General features: G+C 59.0%; 16 protein-coding genes and 1 pseudogene. 10 read left to right on the plus strand and 7 right to left on the minus strand.

The window, feature by feature from the left end; genetic code table 11:
- Positions 1 to 167 precede the first annotated feature (167 nt).
- Together NW851_RS07955 and NW851_RS07960 are read left to right on the plus strand one after the other, a co-directional pair.
- On the plus strand, positions 168 to 2,540 hold the full coding sequence (locus NW851_RS07955) for a DUF3488 and DUF4129 domain-containing transglutaminase family protein (protein WP_414337649.1): 2,373 nt from the start codon (positions 168 to 170) through the stop codon (positions 2,538 to 2,540).
- 236 nt (positions 2,541 to 2,776) lie between these two features.
- Positions 2,777 to 4,114 carry an alkaline phosphatase gene (locus NW851_RS07960; protein ID WP_414337652.1) on the plus strand — a complete coding sequence of 446 codons (1,338 nt, stop codon included), beginning with the start codon at positions 2,777 to 2,779 and terminating at the stop codon, positions 4,112 to 4,114.
- 210 nt (positions 4,115 to 4,324) lie between these two features.
- Here NW851_RS07960 and NW851_RS07965 read toward each other — a convergent pair whose 3' ends face one another.
- Positions 4,325 to 5,788 carry a cryptochrome/photolyase family protein gene (locus NW851_RS07965; protein WP_414337655.1) on the minus strand — a complete coding sequence of 488 codons (1,464 nt, stop codon included), beginning with the start codon at positions 5,786 to 5,788 and terminating at the stop codon, positions 4,325 to 4,327.
- Positions 5,789 to 5,900: 112 nt separating this feature from the next.
- Positions 5,901 to 6,116 (minus strand): hypothetical protein, encoded by a 216-nt coding sequence (locus NW851_RS07970; RefSeq protein WP_414334854.1) that lies wholly within the window; start codon positions 6,114 to 6,116, stop codon positions 5,901 to 5,903.
- Positions 6,117 to 6,308: 192 nt separating this feature from the next.
- On the opposite strand from NW851_RS07970, the gene rbfA reads away from it, so the two are divergent.
- The 5 genes and pseudogenes from rbfA to NW851_RS07995 all read left to right on the plus strand — a co-directional run bounded on the left by rbfA (position 6,309) and on the right by NW851_RS07995 (position 9,483).
- Positions 6,309 to 6,737 (plus strand): 30S ribosome-binding factor RbfA, encoded by a 429-nt coding sequence (rbfA, locus tag NW851_RS07975; RefSeq protein ID WP_414334855.1) that lies wholly within the window; start codon positions 6,309 to 6,311, stop codon positions 6,735 to 6,737.
- A gap of 371 nt (positions 6,738 to 7,108) precedes the next feature.
- The gene (locus tag NW851_RS07980) at positions 7,109 to 7,618 is read left to right on the plus strand and encodes a hypothetical protein (protein WP_414334856.1); all 510 of its coding nucleotides are present in this window, start codon (positions 7,109 to 7,111) and stop codon (positions 7,616 to 7,618) included.
- A 40-nt stretch (positions 7,619 to 7,658) separates the two neighbouring features.
- Positions 7,659 to 8,477 (plus strand): pseudouridine synthase, encoded by an 819-nt coding sequence (locus tag NW851_RS07985; RefSeq protein WP_414334857.1) that lies wholly within the window; start codon positions 7,659 to 7,661, stop codon positions 8,475 to 8,477.
- A gap of 112 nt (positions 8,478 to 8,589) precedes the next feature.
- Positions 8,590 to 8,823 (plus strand): annotated as a pseudogene (locus NW851_RS07990) (helix-turn-helix domain-containing protein); the annotation flags it as partial.
- Complete coding sequence (locus tag NW851_RS07995; protein ID WP_414334859.1) at positions 8,821 to 9,483, plus strand: DUF4115 domain-containing protein; 663 nt, start codon at positions 8,821 to 8,823, stop codon at positions 9,481 to 9,483. The pseudogene NW851_RS07990 and the gene NW851_RS07995, both read left to right, overlap by 3 nt.
- On the opposite strand, the gene NW851_RS08000 is transcribed toward NW851_RS07995, so the two are convergent.
- The 3 genes from NW851_RS08000 to trxA all read right to left on the minus strand — a co-directional run bounded on the left by NW851_RS08000 (position 9,480) and on the right by trxA (position 12,056).
- Positions 9,480 to 10,169 carry a phosphoribosylanthranilate isomerase gene (locus NW851_RS08000; RefSeq protein WP_414334858.1) on the minus strand — a complete coding sequence of 230 codons (690 nt, stop codon included), beginning with the start codon at positions 10,167 to 10,169 and terminating at the stop codon, positions 9,480 to 9,482. The genes NW851_RS07995 and NW851_RS08000 overlap by 4 nt on opposite strands.
- 156 nt (positions 10,170 to 10,325) lie before the next feature.
- Complete coding sequence (locus NW851_RS08005) at positions 10,326 to 11,396, minus strand: LOG family protein (RefSeq protein WP_414334998.1); 1,071 nt, start codon at positions 11,394 to 11,396, stop codon at positions 10,326 to 10,328.
- Between the two features lie 303 nt (positions 11,397 to 11,699).
- On the minus strand, positions 11,700 to 12,056 hold the full coding sequence (gene trxA, locus NW851_RS08010) for a thioredoxin (protein ID WP_414334999.1): 357 nt from the start codon (positions 12,054 to 12,056) through the stop codon (positions 11,700 to 11,702).
- Between the two features lie 303 nt (positions 12,057 to 12,359).
- Here trxA and NW851_RS08015 point away from each other — a divergent pair, with 303 nt between their 5' ends.
- On the plus strand, positions 12,360 to 13,100 hold the full coding sequence (locus NW851_RS08015) for an MT-A70 family methyltransferase (RefSeq protein WP_414335000.1): 741 nt from the start codon (positions 12,360 to 12,362) through the stop codon (positions 13,098 to 13,100).
- A 159-nt stretch (positions 13,101 to 13,259) separates the two neighbouring features.
- On the opposite strand, the gene NW851_RS08020 is transcribed toward NW851_RS08015, so the two are convergent.
- Positions 13,260 to 14,003, minus strand: coding sequence for an NUDIX hydrolase (locus tag NW851_RS08020; RefSeq protein WP_414337719.1), 744 nt, complete (start codon positions 14,001 to 14,003; stop codon positions 13,260 to 13,262).
- Positions 14,004 to 14,109: 106 nt separating this feature from the next.
- Positions 14,110 to 15,297, minus strand: coding sequence for an ABC transporter ATP-binding protein (locus tag NW851_RS08025; RefSeq protein WP_414337661.1), 1,188 nt, complete (start codon positions 15,295 to 15,297; stop codon positions 14,110 to 14,112).
- A gap of 226 nt (positions 15,298 to 15,523) precedes the next feature.
- Between NW851_RS08025 and NW851_RS08030 the strand changes: the two genes are divergently transcribed.
- The gene (locus tag NW851_RS08030) at positions 15,524 to 16,255 is read left to right on the plus strand and encodes an SDR family oxidoreductase (RefSeq protein WP_414337664.1); all 732 of its coding nucleotides are present in this window, start codon (positions 15,524 to 15,526) and stop codon (positions 16,253 to 16,255) included.
- Positions 16,256 to 16,364: 109 nt separating this feature from the next.
- Positions 16,365 to 17,054 carry a GTP cyclohydrolase I FolE gene (folE, locus tag NW851_RS08035; protein ID WP_414335003.1) on the plus strand — a complete coding sequence of 230 codons (690 nt, stop codon included), beginning with the start codon at positions 16,365 to 16,367 and terminating at the stop codon, positions 17,052 to 17,054.
- Positions 17,055 to 17,065: the final 11 nt, after the last annotated feature.

The raw sequence follows: 17,065 nt of genomic DNA on the forward strand, positions 1-17,065 counted from the left end.
GCGAGTCGAAAAACAACAAAAGTTAAGGAACATTAACGATTCTAGTGCTGCAGCAGAAGTCTGTCTTCTCCCCATCGCAAGGGGTGGCGGCAATAGGGGGCAGGAGAAGAGGAAAGACTTGGCTATCTTGGAAGGGCCACTTGAGGGATCCCGAAGCAACCTAGCCCATGACCTGGCCACTGCTTGCCGTCCAAAAGCTCTTCATCTACCTGCTGGTGGGGATCGCCTTTGCCGCCCTTTGTCTGGGAGATCAGGCCCTGTCGCCGGCGGTTATCGCCCTCTGCTTGGCAGCGGGGGCTGCCAGTTGGTTTTGGGAGCCGCCCCGCATTAGCTTTGCCCGCTATGCGCCCCTGTGGATGCCCCTGACGGTGAGCGTGCTGGTCAGCCTGGCGGCCCTGGTGCTTGCGGGCGTGCTGCCGCTTTCGGATGGGGCCATAGGCCTGGTGCTCTACCTTACGGGGGCCAAGTTGTTTCAGCGGGAGCGGGCAGCCGACCACATTCAGTTGGCGGTGTTGTCTTTGCTTCTGATGGCCATCGCCACCCTCTTTAACGAGGACATCAGCTTTGGGTTTTTATTCCTGCTGTATGTGGGGGTGGGGCTGGTTAACCTCACCCTCTATCACCTGCGCCTGCAGGCGGAGCAGCACCCGCAGGCGGCCAGCCAAGTTCGCGGGATCGACCTCAACTTTCTGGGGTTGCTTGGATCCCTGGCTTTGCTGGCAACCCTTCTCGCGGTGGTTTTGTTTTTCCTCTTTCCGCGCCTTAGCTTGGGGATCCTAGGCCGGCAGGCCCGCTCGCCGGTGATGACCACTGGCTTTGCCGAGGAAGTCAGCCTGGGGGAGTTCGGCACCCTCAAGACCGACAGCACTGTTGTTATGCGGGTGGAGTTCCCGGCAGGGGTGCCGCCTCAGGTGGAGTCCCTCTACTGGCGGGGGATCAGCTTTGATCGCTACGACGGGCGGGCTTGGTCGCGGACGCTGAACCGCGCGATCCCGATTTTCCCCACTGCAGCAGGGGTCTTTGCCCTCTCGGCTTCCCCCTTGATCCCCACCGCTAGCGACCTCCAGTTCCTCTCCCTGGAGCAGCTTATCTACCTAGAGCCGCTGGCCACCAACACCGTCTTTGGGGTGGCGCCGCTGCTGGAGGTGGAGTGGTTGGATCGGGGGGGGGCGATGACCCCTCAGCAGGCATGGCAACGGCAAACTCGCCGCCTCCTCCTGCACGAGAGCGGGGATGTCAGCCATTCCCTGCCCCCCCGGATGCCCTATTTCTATCGCGCCGTGAGCTGGATCCCCCGCGATCTGGGGCCCCGCCTGCGCCAGCTCGGCCAGGCGGAGTTGCTAAGTGCTCTTGACCCAGCCCAGCAGGCAGCCTACCTGCAGCTGCCGGCAGAGCTGGATCCGCGCATTCCCGCATTGGCAGAGGAGATCACGGCTGGGATCCCCGATGTCTTTGGCAAGGCGACAGCTCTGCAGAACTACCTGCTGGAGAACTACGCCTACACCACGGATCTGCCGGATCCCGGGGCCGAACCGCCTTTGGAGGCCTTTTTGTTTACCCACCGCCGCGGCCACTGCGAATACTTTGCCACCGCCCTGACGGTGCTGGCCCGCAGCATTGGCATCCCGGCCCGCGTGGTCAATGGCTTTTTGGGCGGGCGCTGGGTGGCGCAGGAAAAGTACCTGGCGGTGCGCAACGCCGATGCCCATTCTTGGACGGAGATCCCCTTTGGCCCCTATGGATGGATCCTCTTCGACGCCACGCCGCCAGAGGCCAATGTCAGCCAGCGGCAAAGCTGGTGGGATCCCCTGCAAGATTTTCACGACAGCCTGCGCTTCCGTTGGTTTAAGTACGTCATCCAGTACGATCTATCCACCCAGCGGCAGATCTGGCGGCAGATTCAGGAGATCGCCAGTGCAGTAGCGGTCTCTTCCGATCGAGAGGATGTTGCCGCCGCCTTCCGTCGCGGTCTGGTGGGCTGGGGGCAAAGGCTGCAACAGAACAGCCTGCCGCTGCTGGGGGTGATTTTGATCACCGGCTTCACGGCCTACTGGGGCCGCCGCCGCCGCTACCAGGCTTTGCACTGGCGGGATGGGGGATGGGTCCTCTTGGCCACACTTGGCAATGGAGTGGTGATGGGATCCCTGTGGCAGCCGCCCCCAGAATGGCCCACCTGGATGATCGGGATCCTGCTGCCAAGTCTGGCCTTTGCCGGCATGCGCTGGATCCCGACGGCCCTGCCCAAATCGCAGCGGCGCCGCCAGGCAATCTCCAGACTTTACCTCCAACTGCGGGAGCTGGCGACGGCAGTGGGGATCCCAGCCCACCTAGGTCCTGAAGCCTGCCTAGAACACTTGCGCCAGTCCAACTTGCCCCAAGCCGAGCTCGCCATCCAGTTCCTGCAGCGCTACCTGGAGGTGCGCTTTGGCGGGATCGCGCTGGAAGCCGGGGAACTGCGGCGTTGGCAACAATGCCTCAGACAGCTTAGGCAGGCCTGGCAGACCCAAAATTCCTCTCTTGCCCCCAAAAGAGCCGCTTGACCGGAAGACGGCTATGTCCTGGCGCAAGTCTCCCAAGAGCTCTACGAGAAGCCTTGACATTATGAAGGGGTTAAGAGATAGTTAACTCTAGGTATAGACCCTGCCATAGACTGGGGCGGCAGGCCATCGCTACAAGTGAGCTCTGCCCTCGGGTTTAGCCTAGCCCTTGCTAGGTGCTCCAAGGCTGTGTTACTTTTCTTGACGTTCAGCCTTGAACAAGCAAGGGCAGATTTACTATGCGTAACCATTCTCTGAGGGCAGCTCTGGCCGCAACGCTGTGCTTGCTGTCCTCTTCCCTTTTTTCTAGCCTGGCCCAGGCGGCGCCAAAGCCGACCGGCAACGGGGCGATCTTTTTCCACCCCGATGGCACTTCGGCCTCTCACTGGGACATCACCCGCATTCTCCACTACGGCCCGGATGGCTTCTTGAACTGGGATCGCCTGCCTGTCATCACCACCTATCGTGGCCATCACCTTGACCTGTTGGGTGGAACCTCCAACGGCGGGGCGGTGACGCATGCCACAGGCACTCGCGTGCATGGCGCGACTTTTGGCTTGGATCCCGACGGCAAAGAGTATCCCTCGGCCAACGGCACCCTGAACACAATTATGGAAGATGCCATTGAGGCAGGCCTGGGCACGGCTCTGGTGCAGTCGGGATCCATCATCGAGCCGGGGACGGCTGCTTTTGTGGCTGAAGCTCCCAAGCGCAGCGACTACGAGGAGATTGCCCTGGAAGTGGTGGAGTCGGGGGTAGACATCATCCTGGGGGCCGGTGAGGAATGGCTGTTGCCGGAAGGCGTCCAGGGGCGCTTTGGCCAAGGGAAGCGCAAGGATGGCCGCAACCTCATCGAGGAAGCCAAGAAAAAAGGGTATGCCGTCGTCTATACCCGCGACGAGCTGCTGAAGCTGCCGGCGGATGCCGCCAAGGTTTTGGGGGTGTTCAACGTAGAGGACACCTTCTACGACAAACCTGAAGAAGAGCTGCGGGCCCAAAACCTGCCCAACTACATTGCCAGCGCACCCACCATTGCCGAGATGACGCAGTTTGCCCTAGAGCGGATCTCCCGCAATCCCAAGGGCTTCTTCGCCGTCATTGAGGAAGAGGGCACCGACAACATGTGCAACAACCTCAATGCTTCCGGCTGCCTGGAGGCCATGAAGCGGGCTGACGATGCCATTGGGGTAATTCTTAACTTCATCGAGAAGAATCCCAAAACCTTCATGATCACCACCAGCGACAGCAACGCCGGCGGGATGCAGTTGGTGGATGTGGAGTCTGCCGATGAGCCGCTGCCCCCCACTGACCCCGAAGAAAGCGGCGCCCCTATCGATGGCGTCGAGGGCACGGGTACGAAGCCATTTGTTTCAGCACCCGACAAGAACGGCAACCGCCGCCCCTTTGCGGTGGCGTGGGCCACTGGAGACGACGCCGGCAGTGGAGTTATCGCCCGCGCGGCGGGCCTGAACGCCCAAGAGCTGGTGCCCACCACCGGGATCCTGAACACCGACATCTACCGCATTCTCTACACAGTTCTCTTCGGGGAGCGCATCCCCAGCGAGCTGAAGCCGTAGTCTCAGGCAACCCGGCATTGGCTCCGAACTTCTGAAGACCGAGGGGATCCAGGCGATCCCCTTTTCATTTCCATAAGTCATTAACGCAACGCTGTCGCGAACGCGCTGCTCTAACTCCCCTCTCCCTCAGGGAGAGGGGTTGGGGGTGAGGGAGTCCCTGAGGGAGAGGGGTTGGGGGTGAGGGAAGTCCTTGCCACGTCTTGTCCAGAGCTAGGAAAGAGTGGATAGTCTGCCCTGGGCCGGCTGAGAGTGCCTCTGCTGCACCGCCTGGTAGCGCCGCTTGAACTCCTGCTGCTGCACCTTGTGATCCACGATGGGATCCGGGTAGCCGCAGCGCCGCCGCTCCTGTAGGGCCCAGGATCCCTTGGGATCCTCCCCCACCCACAGCAAAGCCGGGGTATCTAGCCCCGCCAGCTCCGGCAGGTAGCGACGGATGTACTCCCCTTCCGGGTCGTAGCGGGCTGCCTGGGTGGCCGGGTTGAAGATGCGCAGCGGCCTGGGATCCGTGCCCACACCGGCGCTCCACTGCCAGCCGCCGTTGTTGGCGGCCAGATCCCCGTCCACCAGCTTCTGCATAAAGTAGCGCTCTCCCCAGCGCCAGTCGATGAGCAGATCTTTAGTTAAAAAGCTGGCCACGATCATGCGGCAGCGGTTGTGCATCCAGCCGGTCTCGTTGAGCTGGCGCATGGCCGCATCCACGATGGGGTAACCCGTCTGTCCGGAGCACCAGGCCTGAAACCAGTCCTGCCGGTTGCCCCACTCCAGCGCATCAAAAGCTCGCCGGTAGGCGCCGCTCTCCACGTGGGGCCAGTGGGCCAGGACATGCTTGTAAAACTCGCGCCAGCACAGCTCCTGCCGCCAAGTTTGCAGGCTGCTTTCGGCCTCTTCACTGCGCACCTCTGCTTCCACCTCCCGCGTGGCCTGCCACACCTGACGAATGCCGATGGTTCCCCAGCACAGGTGGGGACTGAGGAGAGAGGTACCCTGTTCAGCCGGAAAATTGCGGGCCTGCTCGTAGTCCAAAATGCGCAGGCCCTGACAAAAATCCTCAAGCAGCGCTTGAGCTGCCCTCTCGCCTGCCGCCGGGATCCGCTGGTTGCAGACAAAGCCCAGATCCGCCAAGGTGGGCAGAGGTTGAGCTTTCAGGCTTGGCAGCGGCTGGAGCTCCTTGGGAGTGGGGAAGGGATCCGGCTTAGGCAAGCTGGACCAGCGGCGCCAGAAAGGGGTAAAAACCGAGTAGGGATCCCCCGCCTGGGTCACCACTTCCCCCGGACCGTGCAGCAGCATATCTTGGTAAGAAAAAGACGGGATCCCGGCTTCCGTCAAGCTGGCCCGCACCTGACTCTCCTGCTGCCGGGCCAAGGGATCCAGATCCTCGTTCCAAAACACGGCCTGCGCCCCCAGCTCGGTGGCCAACTGCCGCAGCTCCACCGCCGGATCCCCCCGCCGCCAGAGGAGCGGGATCCCCATCTGGGCGTAGCGCTCCTGCAGCTCCTGCAATGCCTGGAGGAGAAACGCCACCCTGGCCGGGGCCATATCCGCCCGCTGCAAAACCTGCGGGTCGAAAACGAAAACCGGCACCACCTGCGGGCTGCGCTGCGCCGCCGCGTGTAGGGCTGTGTTGTCTGCTAGCCGCAGATCGCGACGGTGCCAAATCAAAACCGGGGAAGTCATAGGCTACTGAGGGACGGGATCCCATCTTGGCCGGTTCCCACCACCCCTTTCAACTCATTCCCCCCTCCTGGACAGCCAGGAGCTAGACTATGAAGAACCTTAAAGGGCTCTGTCAAATCTCTGGACGGTCGAGCAGCCGGCTGGGACAATAGCGGCAGCGTTCATCTGGCTTTTGTTGGCCATCGCTGTACCCCATTGCATAAGCTGTATCCCCCAACATCACCACCAATTGAGTTAGCTTCAGGGAGAGCAAGGGGTCAAGCGGCTCTGTGACATTCAGCATAAACTGCTCAATGGAGCGCCGCAGGGCCTCTGGCGTCTTGATCATCACGTCTCCATCCATCCATCGATGGCTTTAGGTATTCATACTCAAGGCAAGGTGGACATGGATTCAAGATAAAGGTAGAAGAGAGAGATGCTCGTAGCATCGGCTACTGTTCTGGGGATCGAGCCGACGAGGACTCTGCTCCACACCGGCCAGAGCCGGTTTGCGGATGAGCGGTAACCTAGGTATCCAAAAATGGCGACAGCGCGACGGGTGGCACGGGTAGCCGAGCTGATCAAACGGGAGGTCAGCCAAATCCTGCTCTCGGAGATCAAAGATGACCGCGTGGGGGCGGGCATGGTCAGCATTGTGGATGTCGAGGTTTCCAATGACTTGCAAAATGCCCGCATCTTCGTCAGCATCTATGGCGATGAAGCGGCCCAGCAGCAGACCATGGAGGGGCTGGCCTCTGCCACTCCCTTCGTGCGGCGGGAAATTGGCCAGCGCCTCGGCCTGCGACGGGTGCCGACGGTGGTGTTTTTGCAGGATCGCTCTTTGGAGCGGGGATCCCGGGTTCTGACCCTGCTCAACCAACTGAGACCGCCTGCCGAGGCTCAACAACAGGAGGAGCCCGGGGTTGAGGAAACGATGGAGGACACCGCCGGGGGTGAAGAAGACAATTGAGCAAACAACAATGGCTGCCCACTTTCGTGCCACCTTGGGGGATCTGCGCTAAAGCTCAGCCTGCTGTGCACAAGAGAGCAAAGAATCTACCCTGATGGCCAACGGCTTCGCGGCGACGCGGACAATGTCAAAGCCAGGTTTTCTCACCGAGAAGTTTTTGGATTTGTTAGGCTGAAGAAACTACACAGCCCTTCCCGTGGTTACCTGAACAGGATCAATGCCTGCGGCACGCCTAAACGACCACCAGAGCGCTCTATCCCAACTGGGAGTCGCAATAGTGCCGCCCACTGATAACGCGAAGGCATCAGCGTCGCTGTAGCGAACCTGCGAAAGGGCTGTAAAGTTTCTGTCCATGCCTTTTCTGCCTTTTCATGGATGTTCAAAGCCCACTGCAACCGGATCCCGCCCTGGCAGGTGCCACCCCTCTCCAAGCTCTGCAGGCTCTGAACCAGAGTGTTGCCGAAGCTTTGGTTTCCTGCTTGAAAGGGCAACCCCAACAAGCCACTCAGCACCTTTTACTGGCTCTGCCGCAGTTAATGGCTGCTCTGGGGGCTTTGAGGCAAAAATCTTCCGTTGGCGTCAGCGGGCCGGAGGCCTTGGCTGAGTCTACAGGCCGCGTTTCAGAAATCAACCCCAAGCGCATCATTCACATCGAGGGCAACCGTGTGGAAGTGTGGGTAGATAACCAGATTCGCAGCAGTTGGAGCATCTGGTCGGTGGGAGATCTCAAGGAAGTCTGCCGGCTGGCAGAAGAATTTGATTGTGGCCTCAGCTATTCTTTAGGAGATAGCTCAGGGTCGAAGTCGGCAATGCTGCTGTTGCCCCCCAATGCCGTCGATTTGCCCGACCGGCTCTCCAATCCCGAAGACTCCGCTGCCTAGCACCCTCAGCTTCGGTTGCTGCTTTTGCCGTTCAATCCCCATGGCAAAACCCCAACGGCTCCAGAAGCTTTTGGCTCAGCAGGGCTTGGCCTCTCGTCGCCAGGTGGAAGCCTGGATCCTGGCGGGTCGCATTCGGGTGAATGGGAAAGTGGTCACCGAGCTGGGCTTTAAGGCTGATCCGGAACAGGATTGCGTCGAGGTGGATGGGCGGCCAATCTCTTGCAGGGATCCGGCCCGCCACGTTTTGCTTCTGCACAAGCCGCTGGGGGTCTTGTCCACCTGTAAGGATCCCTGGGGACGCAAGACAGTGCTGGATCTGCTTCCCCCACCCTGGAACCGACAGATCCGCCTCTATCCCGTGGGCCGACTGGATGTCGATAGCAGTGGCGCTTTGCTGCTCACCAACGATGGTGACCTGACACTGAAGCTAACCCATCCGCGCTACCATCTGCCCAAAACCTATCGAGTCCAGGTACAGGGACATCCGAGCCAGGCCACCCTGCAACAGTGGCGAGACGGAGTAGACTTAGAGGGGTACACCACTCTGCCGGCGGAAGTGGAGTTTTGTTCTGCCCCCGATTCCGGGCAGAGAAAGCATCCCGATTCCTCCTGGCTGAGGATAGTTTTGTTTGAGGGACGCAACCGACAAATTCGGCGGGTGGCAGAGCAGCTTGGGCATCCGGTGCTGGCCTTGCATCGGGAAGCCATCGGCCCAGTACGTCTGGGCAATCTGAGGGCAGGCCAGTTCCGCCAGTTGGATCCCCAAGAGGTTCAGGCCTTGCTGGCCCCGTTTGCCGCCGCCGACAGCTCAGCTCTGCCCAAGATCGCCTCTTTTTTCTCTTCCCGTCCTTCTTCATAATGTTGGGTACGGGGAGAAAAGGACAGAACGGCTTGCGGCTGTATCTTCTTGTCTGCTGACAATTTGGGGCTGCTTGTAAACCAGCTTCCTCTCTTCCACAGGTGACCAAACGATGCAAGAGTCAGCACACTCTAAGGACTCCGTCCCGCTAACGCGATTGGAAGCCCTGGGATCCCTGCTGCGGCAAACACGGGAGGCACGGGGCCTGACGTTAAGCGAAGTAGCCAACGATACCTTTATTCGCTCCCAGTATCTACAGGCGCTGGAGGAAGCCGATTTGAGCCGGTTGCCGGAGCCGGTCTATGTGCAAGGGTTTCTCAAGCACTATGCCAACTATTTGGGGTTGGATGGCGAAGCCCTGTCTCGGCAGGCTCTTCCACTTCTATCGGCCAAAACGCCCCCTGGATCTGCTCCCCTTCTGGCTGCTGGTGGGCAGCCCGCCTTTGCCCTGCGCCCTCTCCACCTTTGGGTCGCCTATGTGGTGCTGGTCGTGCTGGCAGTGGGGGGATTATCGGCTCTTTTGGAAGGCACAGGCAATCCCTTTGGGCGTTGGCTGGTGAGCCTGCCGAGGATTGGCCGAGAGGGATCTGGCCAGCAACCCCCTGCTGCCAACTCTCCGGATCGCACCCTGCCGGCAGCTCAGCCTACGGCCCGCCAACTGTTTCCCACCCTTGACCAATGGACGCGCATTCAAGGCGTTTTTCCCGAGATATTGGAAGCCTACTCAGGGGGAGTGGGGCGCAAGCCGGTGCGTCTGGACATCCGCGTTGTCGAGCGCCCCTCCTGGTTGCGGGTCATTGCCGATGGGCAAACGGTTTTCGAGGCTACCTTACAGCCAGGGGCCGAGTTGAATTGGGAAGCGGAGCAATCGATTGTTTTGCGTACCGGCAATGCGGGCGGTGTGTTGGTGACCTTTAACGACCGGGAGCTTGGGGTGATGGGCCGGTTTGGAGAAGTGAAAGAACTGATGTTTGAGCCGGGGTTGGATATTCAGTCCCTGCGCTAGGGATCCGGCCTATCATGTGTCAGTGGCCACCCGGAAGCGATCTCCCACCCCTGGGAGCGGAGCTGCTGCAACAGGTGCCGGACTTTGTCGATGTCTTTATCGCCTGGCCGGCGTTCCACACCGCTGGAGAGATCGATGCCGTTGGGCTGAAGGTGGCTGAGGGCCTGCCGCACATTGTCCGGTTTCAACCCACCGGCCAGCAGCCAAGGCAAGGGCAGGGATCGGTGGGCCAGTTCCGGCCAATTGAGGGTTTGCCCCGTTCCACCCGCCTGTTGGGGGTGATAGGCATCCAAGAGCAGCCCCTCTACACAGTCTCGGTAGAGATTGGCCCCTTCCAGATCCGCCGGGTGGCGAATGCGCAAGGCCTTGATGCGGCGGATCCCGGGCAGCCATTCCCCCAACTGCCGACAATCCTGGGGGGATTCCTGGCCGTGCAACTGGATGGCCGTGAGGCCCACCGCTTCCACCCAGGCGGCGATGACGCGGGGATCCTGATCCAGAAAGACCCCCACTTTTTCCACAGGGCCGGGCAGAGATCCCACCCAGCGGGCCATTTCCTGTAGGGGCAAATAGCGAGGCGTATCGGGCACAGCAATAAACCCAAGAGCGCTCACCCCCAACGCGGCAATGGCCTCCGCCTGATCCTGACGGGTGATCCCGCAGATTTTGACAAACAACTGGCCCATTGGGATCCCTTCCGACAATCAACCTACCCCAGTCACTTCAAATCCAATAGCAACGAAACGGTTCGTTATGCCGTTATTGCTACGCAACGCTGTCGCAAACGCGCCCCTCCAACTCCCCTCTCCCTCAGGGAGAGGGGCTGGGGGTGAGGGCAGCACCTACTTTTGGTCGGGGCGCATTTGCAGAGGATCCGGCTGTCCTGGATGAAGCGTGTTGATCCGGCGCACCATTTGCCACAGCCGTCCAAAGTTACGCTGGTTAAAGTGCATCACCAGCCGCGGCAGATGGGCAATATCTTCCTCAGCTTCTTCCGGCAGGGCCTCGGTTTGCTCGATCCGGCCCCCATCGAGAATGTCGGCAAACTCTTCATTCAAGGTATCCAGAGCTTGGGGCGAGAGTTTGGTATTCAGGCGCAAGACCAAAAGCTCCCGCACGTAGCGATTGCTGTGAAAGACACGATAAAAATCGACAATCTGCTGGCAGGCATCTCCCACATCATCAGTTAAGGTGTAGAGGAAAAGATCTTCTGGGCTGATTAGGCCGCGGCCAAGCAAGTGCTCCCGCACGTACTCATCCCATTCCTTCCAGTAGCAGCCACCTGTTCTGTCCACCAGCACCAAGGGCATGAGCTTGGTTTTGCCGGTTTGCATTAGGGTTAAGCATTCAAAGGCCTCATCCTGGGTGCCAAAGCCGCCAGGGAAAAGCACCAGCGCGTCGGTTTCTTTGACAAAGAAGAGCTTGCGAGAAAAGAAATACTTGAAGTTGATGACCCGATCACTGGCAGCAATGACGGGATTGGCCATCTGCTCGAAGGGAAGCTGGATGTTGAGCCCAAATGAGTTTTCCAGCCCTGCCCCTCGATTGCCGGCTTCCATGATACCGCCCCCGCCCCCCGTCAGCACCATGAACCCCCGCTGGCTGATGCAGTGGGCAAACAACTGGGCCTGACGATATTCGGGACTTTCCGGCCCCAGCCGTGCCGAGCCGAAAACGGTGATCTTGCGCTGATGGACATAGTTTTGAAAGGCAGCAAACCCCTGTTCCAAGTCCTCAAGAGTGGCCGCCAAGATTTTGGCATCCAAGCGGCTTAGCTCCAGGGATCCCATGCGCTGCAAAGACTGCAAAATCCGCAGCCACGCTGTCCGGTTGGGGTGATGTTCCAACTGCTTTAGGCGGGTCTCAGCGCTGGAAAAAACCTCTCGCAGAAGAGAAGAAACTGAATCGGTCAAGCTGGGATCCAAAGCTCTCTAAGATTCACTCTAATGAGTTCTCGGCACAAAATATCAACCAAGTTCCCATCCAGACCTCAAAAGTTACATTCCGAAACATCTGGGCTCCTGTCCCGGCTACTTCGCACAGGCATCGGCCCACCTCTGCGTAGCGGTGGAGATTTCCTACACCGCCCAGAGGTGAACCCATAAACGCCAAGACAAAGCCTTGAAGTCCTGCCTACTGGCGCCTGTGCTCATCGGCCTTGCGAGTTTTTCACCACAGCAGACGAGCAGAGCGTAGCACAGCAACTTGGTCGCGCACTAAAGTACGGAGCTACCCAGCTTATCTTCTGTGTCGAAGTGCTTTTCCAAAATTGTGGTCAGAGTTGCCTTGGGCACAGCACCGACCACCACATCCACCTTTTGGCCGCCTTTGAACAACATCAGAGTGGGAATGCTGCGAATACCGTACTGACTGGCAGTTTGAGGATTCTCATCAGTATTGATCTTTACAACCTTAACTTTGCCGGCATACTGCTCAGCTATCTCCTGAACCACAGGAGCCACCATGCGGCAGGGGCCACACCAAGGTGCCCAAAAATCGACCAAGACCGGAATATCGCTGCGAAGCACCTCTTCTTCAAAGGTGGCATCAGCGATATCTATTGCTGCAGACATGCTTGGAGAACTCCTGAAACAATACCTATCATGGTTCCTAATCTTAGCACAGCTCTCTGGCTGCTGCCGCCTGCTTCCACCACGGCCTACCCCCTTGCAGAGGGTGCCTCTGGGAAGATGGCCCACACCAACGGCATCGCAAAGTATCTGGCTGGGGCTGAAACGGGCTTCTACAGGCTCTATCATCGCTTTAGCGGTGAGGCTGTGATGGGGCCCGAGCGAGGATAATTGCCGTGTCCACACGCTTATCCCCAAAGCCGAGGGCGTGTGCCTCATCTGCACCAGTCCCACGGAAGCCATAGCATGACAAAAAACCCACCGCGCTCTTTGGATAAAACGCCAGACCAGATGCCTGCCCGCGCGCCAGGCGAGAAAACTGGGATCCCGCACACCATGGACGATCCCTCAGTCATCGCAACGAACCTGGATAAGCGCTACCGAGTTCTTGTCGTTGATCCACCTTGGAACCAAGGCAAAACCGGCAAACGCAAGGCTCGTCCCAATCAAACCACAACTCTGGACTATCCCACAATGAGCAAGGAAGAATTGATGAAGTTACCCATCAACCTGTGGGCGGAAGAGCAGAGCTTCTTGTGGTTGTGGGCAACCAATAGCAAGGATCGCAGCACCGGAGAGCCTATCCTGAAGATAGCGTTCGACTTAATGGAAGCGTGGGGATTCACCTTCTATACAATGATCACATGGAATAAGCGTACTGGCCCATGTCCATTTGGACCTTACCAAGTTACCACTGAGCACGTTCTATTCGGATATAAGGGCAAGGCTGTGTTTGATCGAAAACATTTTGGTAAGATGCAGACCTGCTTTACAGAAACTCCGACAACTCATAGCGCCAAACCGGATTCCTTCTACAAGCGTATTGCGGAATATTTTGAAGGGCCGCGCCTTGATGTGTTCGCGCGCCAGGTACGCGATGGCTACGACGGATGGGGCAACCAATACGGTCTGCTGACTCCAGATGCAAAACGACCAAGAGTGCTGCGTCATGCCAAAAGCTGTCAAGATACTCCTGCCGCATGCTAGTTATCGATACCCTGAACCACAGCTTTTTCCGACTTTGTGGGAGCGAAGTTGCACATTATCTCGGCATAAGCCTTTGTCCGGGTAGTCATGTACAGAACCCCCTTTAGTATAGAAGCGAATCTGTACCCACCAAATCTGGCTGGATCCCTCCAGCAGACCTCAAACGAATACCATCGGCTTGTGCCGGATTTTCTCGAAAGCGGCTGCATCAAAACGGTAAAGAGTTGCCGGTCTGCCTGTTCCCTGGGTGCTTTTCTGGCCGGTATCCCGCAAAATGCCCAGTTTTAGCAAGCGGGCGCGAAAATTGGAGTAATCGGAGAACCCCTCGCCCAAAACGGTGCCGTAAAGCTGATAGACCTCCCCCAGCGTGAAGGTGGCGGGCAAAATATCGAAAGCAATCGGGCTGTACTCTAACTTGGCGCAGAGGCGACGGCGAGCGTAGCGGCAAATTGCTTCGTGGTCAAAGGCCAAAGGGGGAATCTGGTCAGCGGGATACCAGGCAATGCCCTCCACTCCGTCTGCCAGCAGTTGAGCATCCTGGAATCGCACCAGAGCAAAGTAGCTGACCGACAGGTAGCGTAGCCCACAGGCATCCTCGGCCTCGCGGGGATCCTGTTCTGGCCCAGCGAAGGTGTAGAGCTGCTCCAGGTAGAGATTTTTAACACGAATTTTCTCTGCCAAGATGCGGTAGGCCGCTGCCTCTAGGGATTCTGAGCGTCGCACCAGCGTTCCTGGCAGAGCCCAGCAACCGCGGAAGGGATCCTCCCGCCGCCGCACCAGCAGCACCAGAAGGCGATTCTGCTCGGTATCGATGGAAAAAATGACCGCATCCACACCGACGCGGAACTCCGCCAACGCGGTTCGCTCCTCCACTGTGCCGGCAATGATGCGGGATCCCTGCATAGATTGCCACTGCCCCTCCATCAACAGCCTACCCAGTTTGCTGCCAGATAGGGAGCGCCTGGGTCATGCCTCCGGGAGAACGTCGGGCAAAAGGGCGGCTTTTGGGTCAGGTTTGTTTTTGTAGCGGGGATCCCTCAGGCCCAGCAATGGGAAACAGACGACCTTGCCCGATGGCAATTCGAACTCGCGTGCCCACAGGCAGCGCTTCCCGCGCCAAGGCGTGCAATTCTTTGCCAGACTCTGCGATCAAGCAATAGCGATACTCTCGTCCCAAAAACTGTCGATCCCGGATGACAAGGCCGCCCTGAGGGTCAGGATGCAAATGCAACTCCTCCTGCCGAATCATCAGCTCTGCGCAGCGCAAGCTGGGGTCGCGCTGATCTCCCAAAGCCTGAAAGGGGATGTGCGACAGCTCTTCAGCCTGCCAACCGAACTCCCGCCGCTCACAGCGAAGAAAGTTGGCTTGGGTAATAAACTCGGCCACAAAGCGGGTGGCCGGCTCTCGATAGACTTCCTCCGGGGATCCCCATTGCTCAATACGCCCTTCCCGCATCACCGCCACCCAATCGGAAAGGCAGAGGGCCTCTTCCTGGTCGTGGGTGACGAAAATGGCCGAGGTCTGGGTTTGCTTGAGGATTTTGCGGATTTCCTCCCGCAGATAGTAGCGCACCTGCACATCCAGATTGCTGAGCGGCTCATCCAAAAGGATCAGGCTGGGCCTGGGGGCCAAAGCCCGAGCCAGGGCCACCCGCTGCTGTTGCCCGCCGGAAAGCTCGTGCGGATAACGATGGGCGTAGTCCTCTAGACCCACCAACCGCAAGACCTCGTAAGCCCGTTCCCGCGCCTGTTGGGCAGCGCCTCGCAACTCAGGTGAGGAGGAGCGATTGCCGCCCCCCCCTGCCGACGCAAATAGGGTGGCGGGCCGGAGTCCAAACATCACATTGGCCAGCACGTCCAAGTGGGGAAACAGGGCAAAATCCTGAAACACCAGCCCCACCCCCCGCTGCTCCGGTGGGATCCATTGCCCCTCCCCGGCCACCACTCGCCCCCCCAGCAGGATCCGCCCGCCATCCGGCTGCTCAAAGCCGGCAATGGTGCGCAATAAGGTGGTTTTCCCGCAGCCCGACGGGCCCACAATCCCCAAGATGTCTCCCTGGGGCAGACGAAACGCCACTTCCTGCAAAACCAACTGCCGCTGGCCAGGAAACCTCTTGCTAATGCCCTCAACCTGAAGAATGTAGGGAGAATCCGCCCGGGCAGCAGTGGACGTTGAGGAAACCAAGAACTCAGTCATGACAGTTGTTGCAAAAGATTTTCACTATTTTTCACCAGACTACCATACCTTAAGTCCTGCCCGGCCCGACTCAGGGCAGATGGATGGCGGCAGGGATAGGATCAATCCCAGCCTTTCCCGTTTGATTCGAGTGGTAGGCGGGAATCAGTGTTAAACTCAGTTAACGAAGTTTACCGGTCTCTGGTGGCGCTTGTTCTTGACAGCGCATCCTAGAGTCTTATTGTGGATGAGTTTTGAGCCCCAGTTTCCCGAACGTGCCTTGATCACAGGGGCCAGTCGAGGGATCGGCAAAGCGGTAGCTCTGAGACTGGCCGAGGAAGGGATAGCGGTTGCTTTGGTGGCCCGTTCCCATCCCGATTTGCTGGCCGTGCAGGCGGAGATCCAGGCAAAAGGAGGAAAGGCGGAGGTTTTTCCCATCGACTTGGCCGACTTGCCCGCTCTACCGCAGCAGTTGCAAGCTCTTTTGGATCGATTTGGCGGTTGCGATGTCTTGGTGAATAATGCGGGCGTGGCCTACGTTGGTCCCTTGGCCAACGTAGCTTTATCGGATTGGCAGCGGGTGATTGACTTGAACCTGACGGCAGCTTTTCTCTGCGCCCAAGCCGTCCTGCCGGCGATGCGCCGGCAGCGCTTCGGCGTGATTGTCAACGTCGTCTCGATTGCGGGCAAGCGAGCCTTTCCCAATTGGGGAGCCTACTGCGCCAGCAAGTTCGGCCTGCTGGGCTTTTCTCAGGCCTTGGCCGAAGAAGAACGACAGCACGGCATCCGGGTAACCAGCCTCTGTCCCGGAGCGGTGGATACGCCTCTCTGGGATACGGATACGGTTCAGGTGGATTTCGACCGTTCCAAAATGCTCTCGCCGGAGTGGGTGGCGGACTTGATTGCTTATCTCGTTCGCCTGCCCAGGGGTGCTGTGGTGGAAGATCTCACCCTCATGCCGGCGGCGGGGGCCTTTTAGGCTGGCCCTTCCTGGGGTGGCCTTGCTAGCCCAGTTTTGAGGGTTTCCCGGCCCTGTCTCCCTCGACAAGTTCCTTCAACCCTTCGTTCAACCAAAGGAATATCCTGCTATGACTCTTGCCAAGCCTGGATCCGGTGCCGAATTGCGACTCAACGACAAAGCCAACCTCAAGTCTCGGGTTATTCGCGATCTGTCCCACTCGGCAGAGCAAGAGCCCAGGGGCTCAGAAAGCCTGGATCCGGCGATGGTGGCCGCAGTGGAGACGTTGCTGCGGGGCATTGGGGAAGATCCCCAGCGGGAGGGTCTCAAGAAAACCCCGGAGCGAGTGGTGGCCGCGCTGAAGTTTTTGACCAGCGGCTATCAGCAGTCCCTGGAAGATCTCATCAACGGCGCCATCTTCGACGAGGGCCACGACGAGATGGTGCTGCTGCGGGACGTAACCCTATTTAGCCTCTGTGAGCACCATCTGTTGCCCTTTATCGGCAAGGCCCATGTGGCTTACATCCCCCGCCAAAAAGTGGTTGGCCTGAGCAAGATTGCCCGCATTGTCGAGATGTACTCCCGCCGCCTGCAGGTTCAGGAGCGTCTTACCCGCCAGATCGCGGAAGCCTTGATGACCATGCTGGATCCCTATGGGGTGGGAGTGGTTATCGAGGCTACCCACATGTGCATGGTGATGCGGGGGGTGCAAAAGCCCGGCTCTTGGACGGTTACCAGCTCGATGGTGGGGGTGTTCCAGGAGGATCCCCGCACGCGGGAGGAGTTCTTGAGCCTCATTCGTCACCCGTCCAACTTTTAAGGATCCCGCGG

The organism is Synechococcus sp. H55.7, from assembly GCF_047462395.1.
In the GTDB taxonomy this organism is placed as follows: Bacteria; Cyanobacteriota; Cyanobacteriia; order Thermostichales; family Thermostichaceae; genus Thermostichus.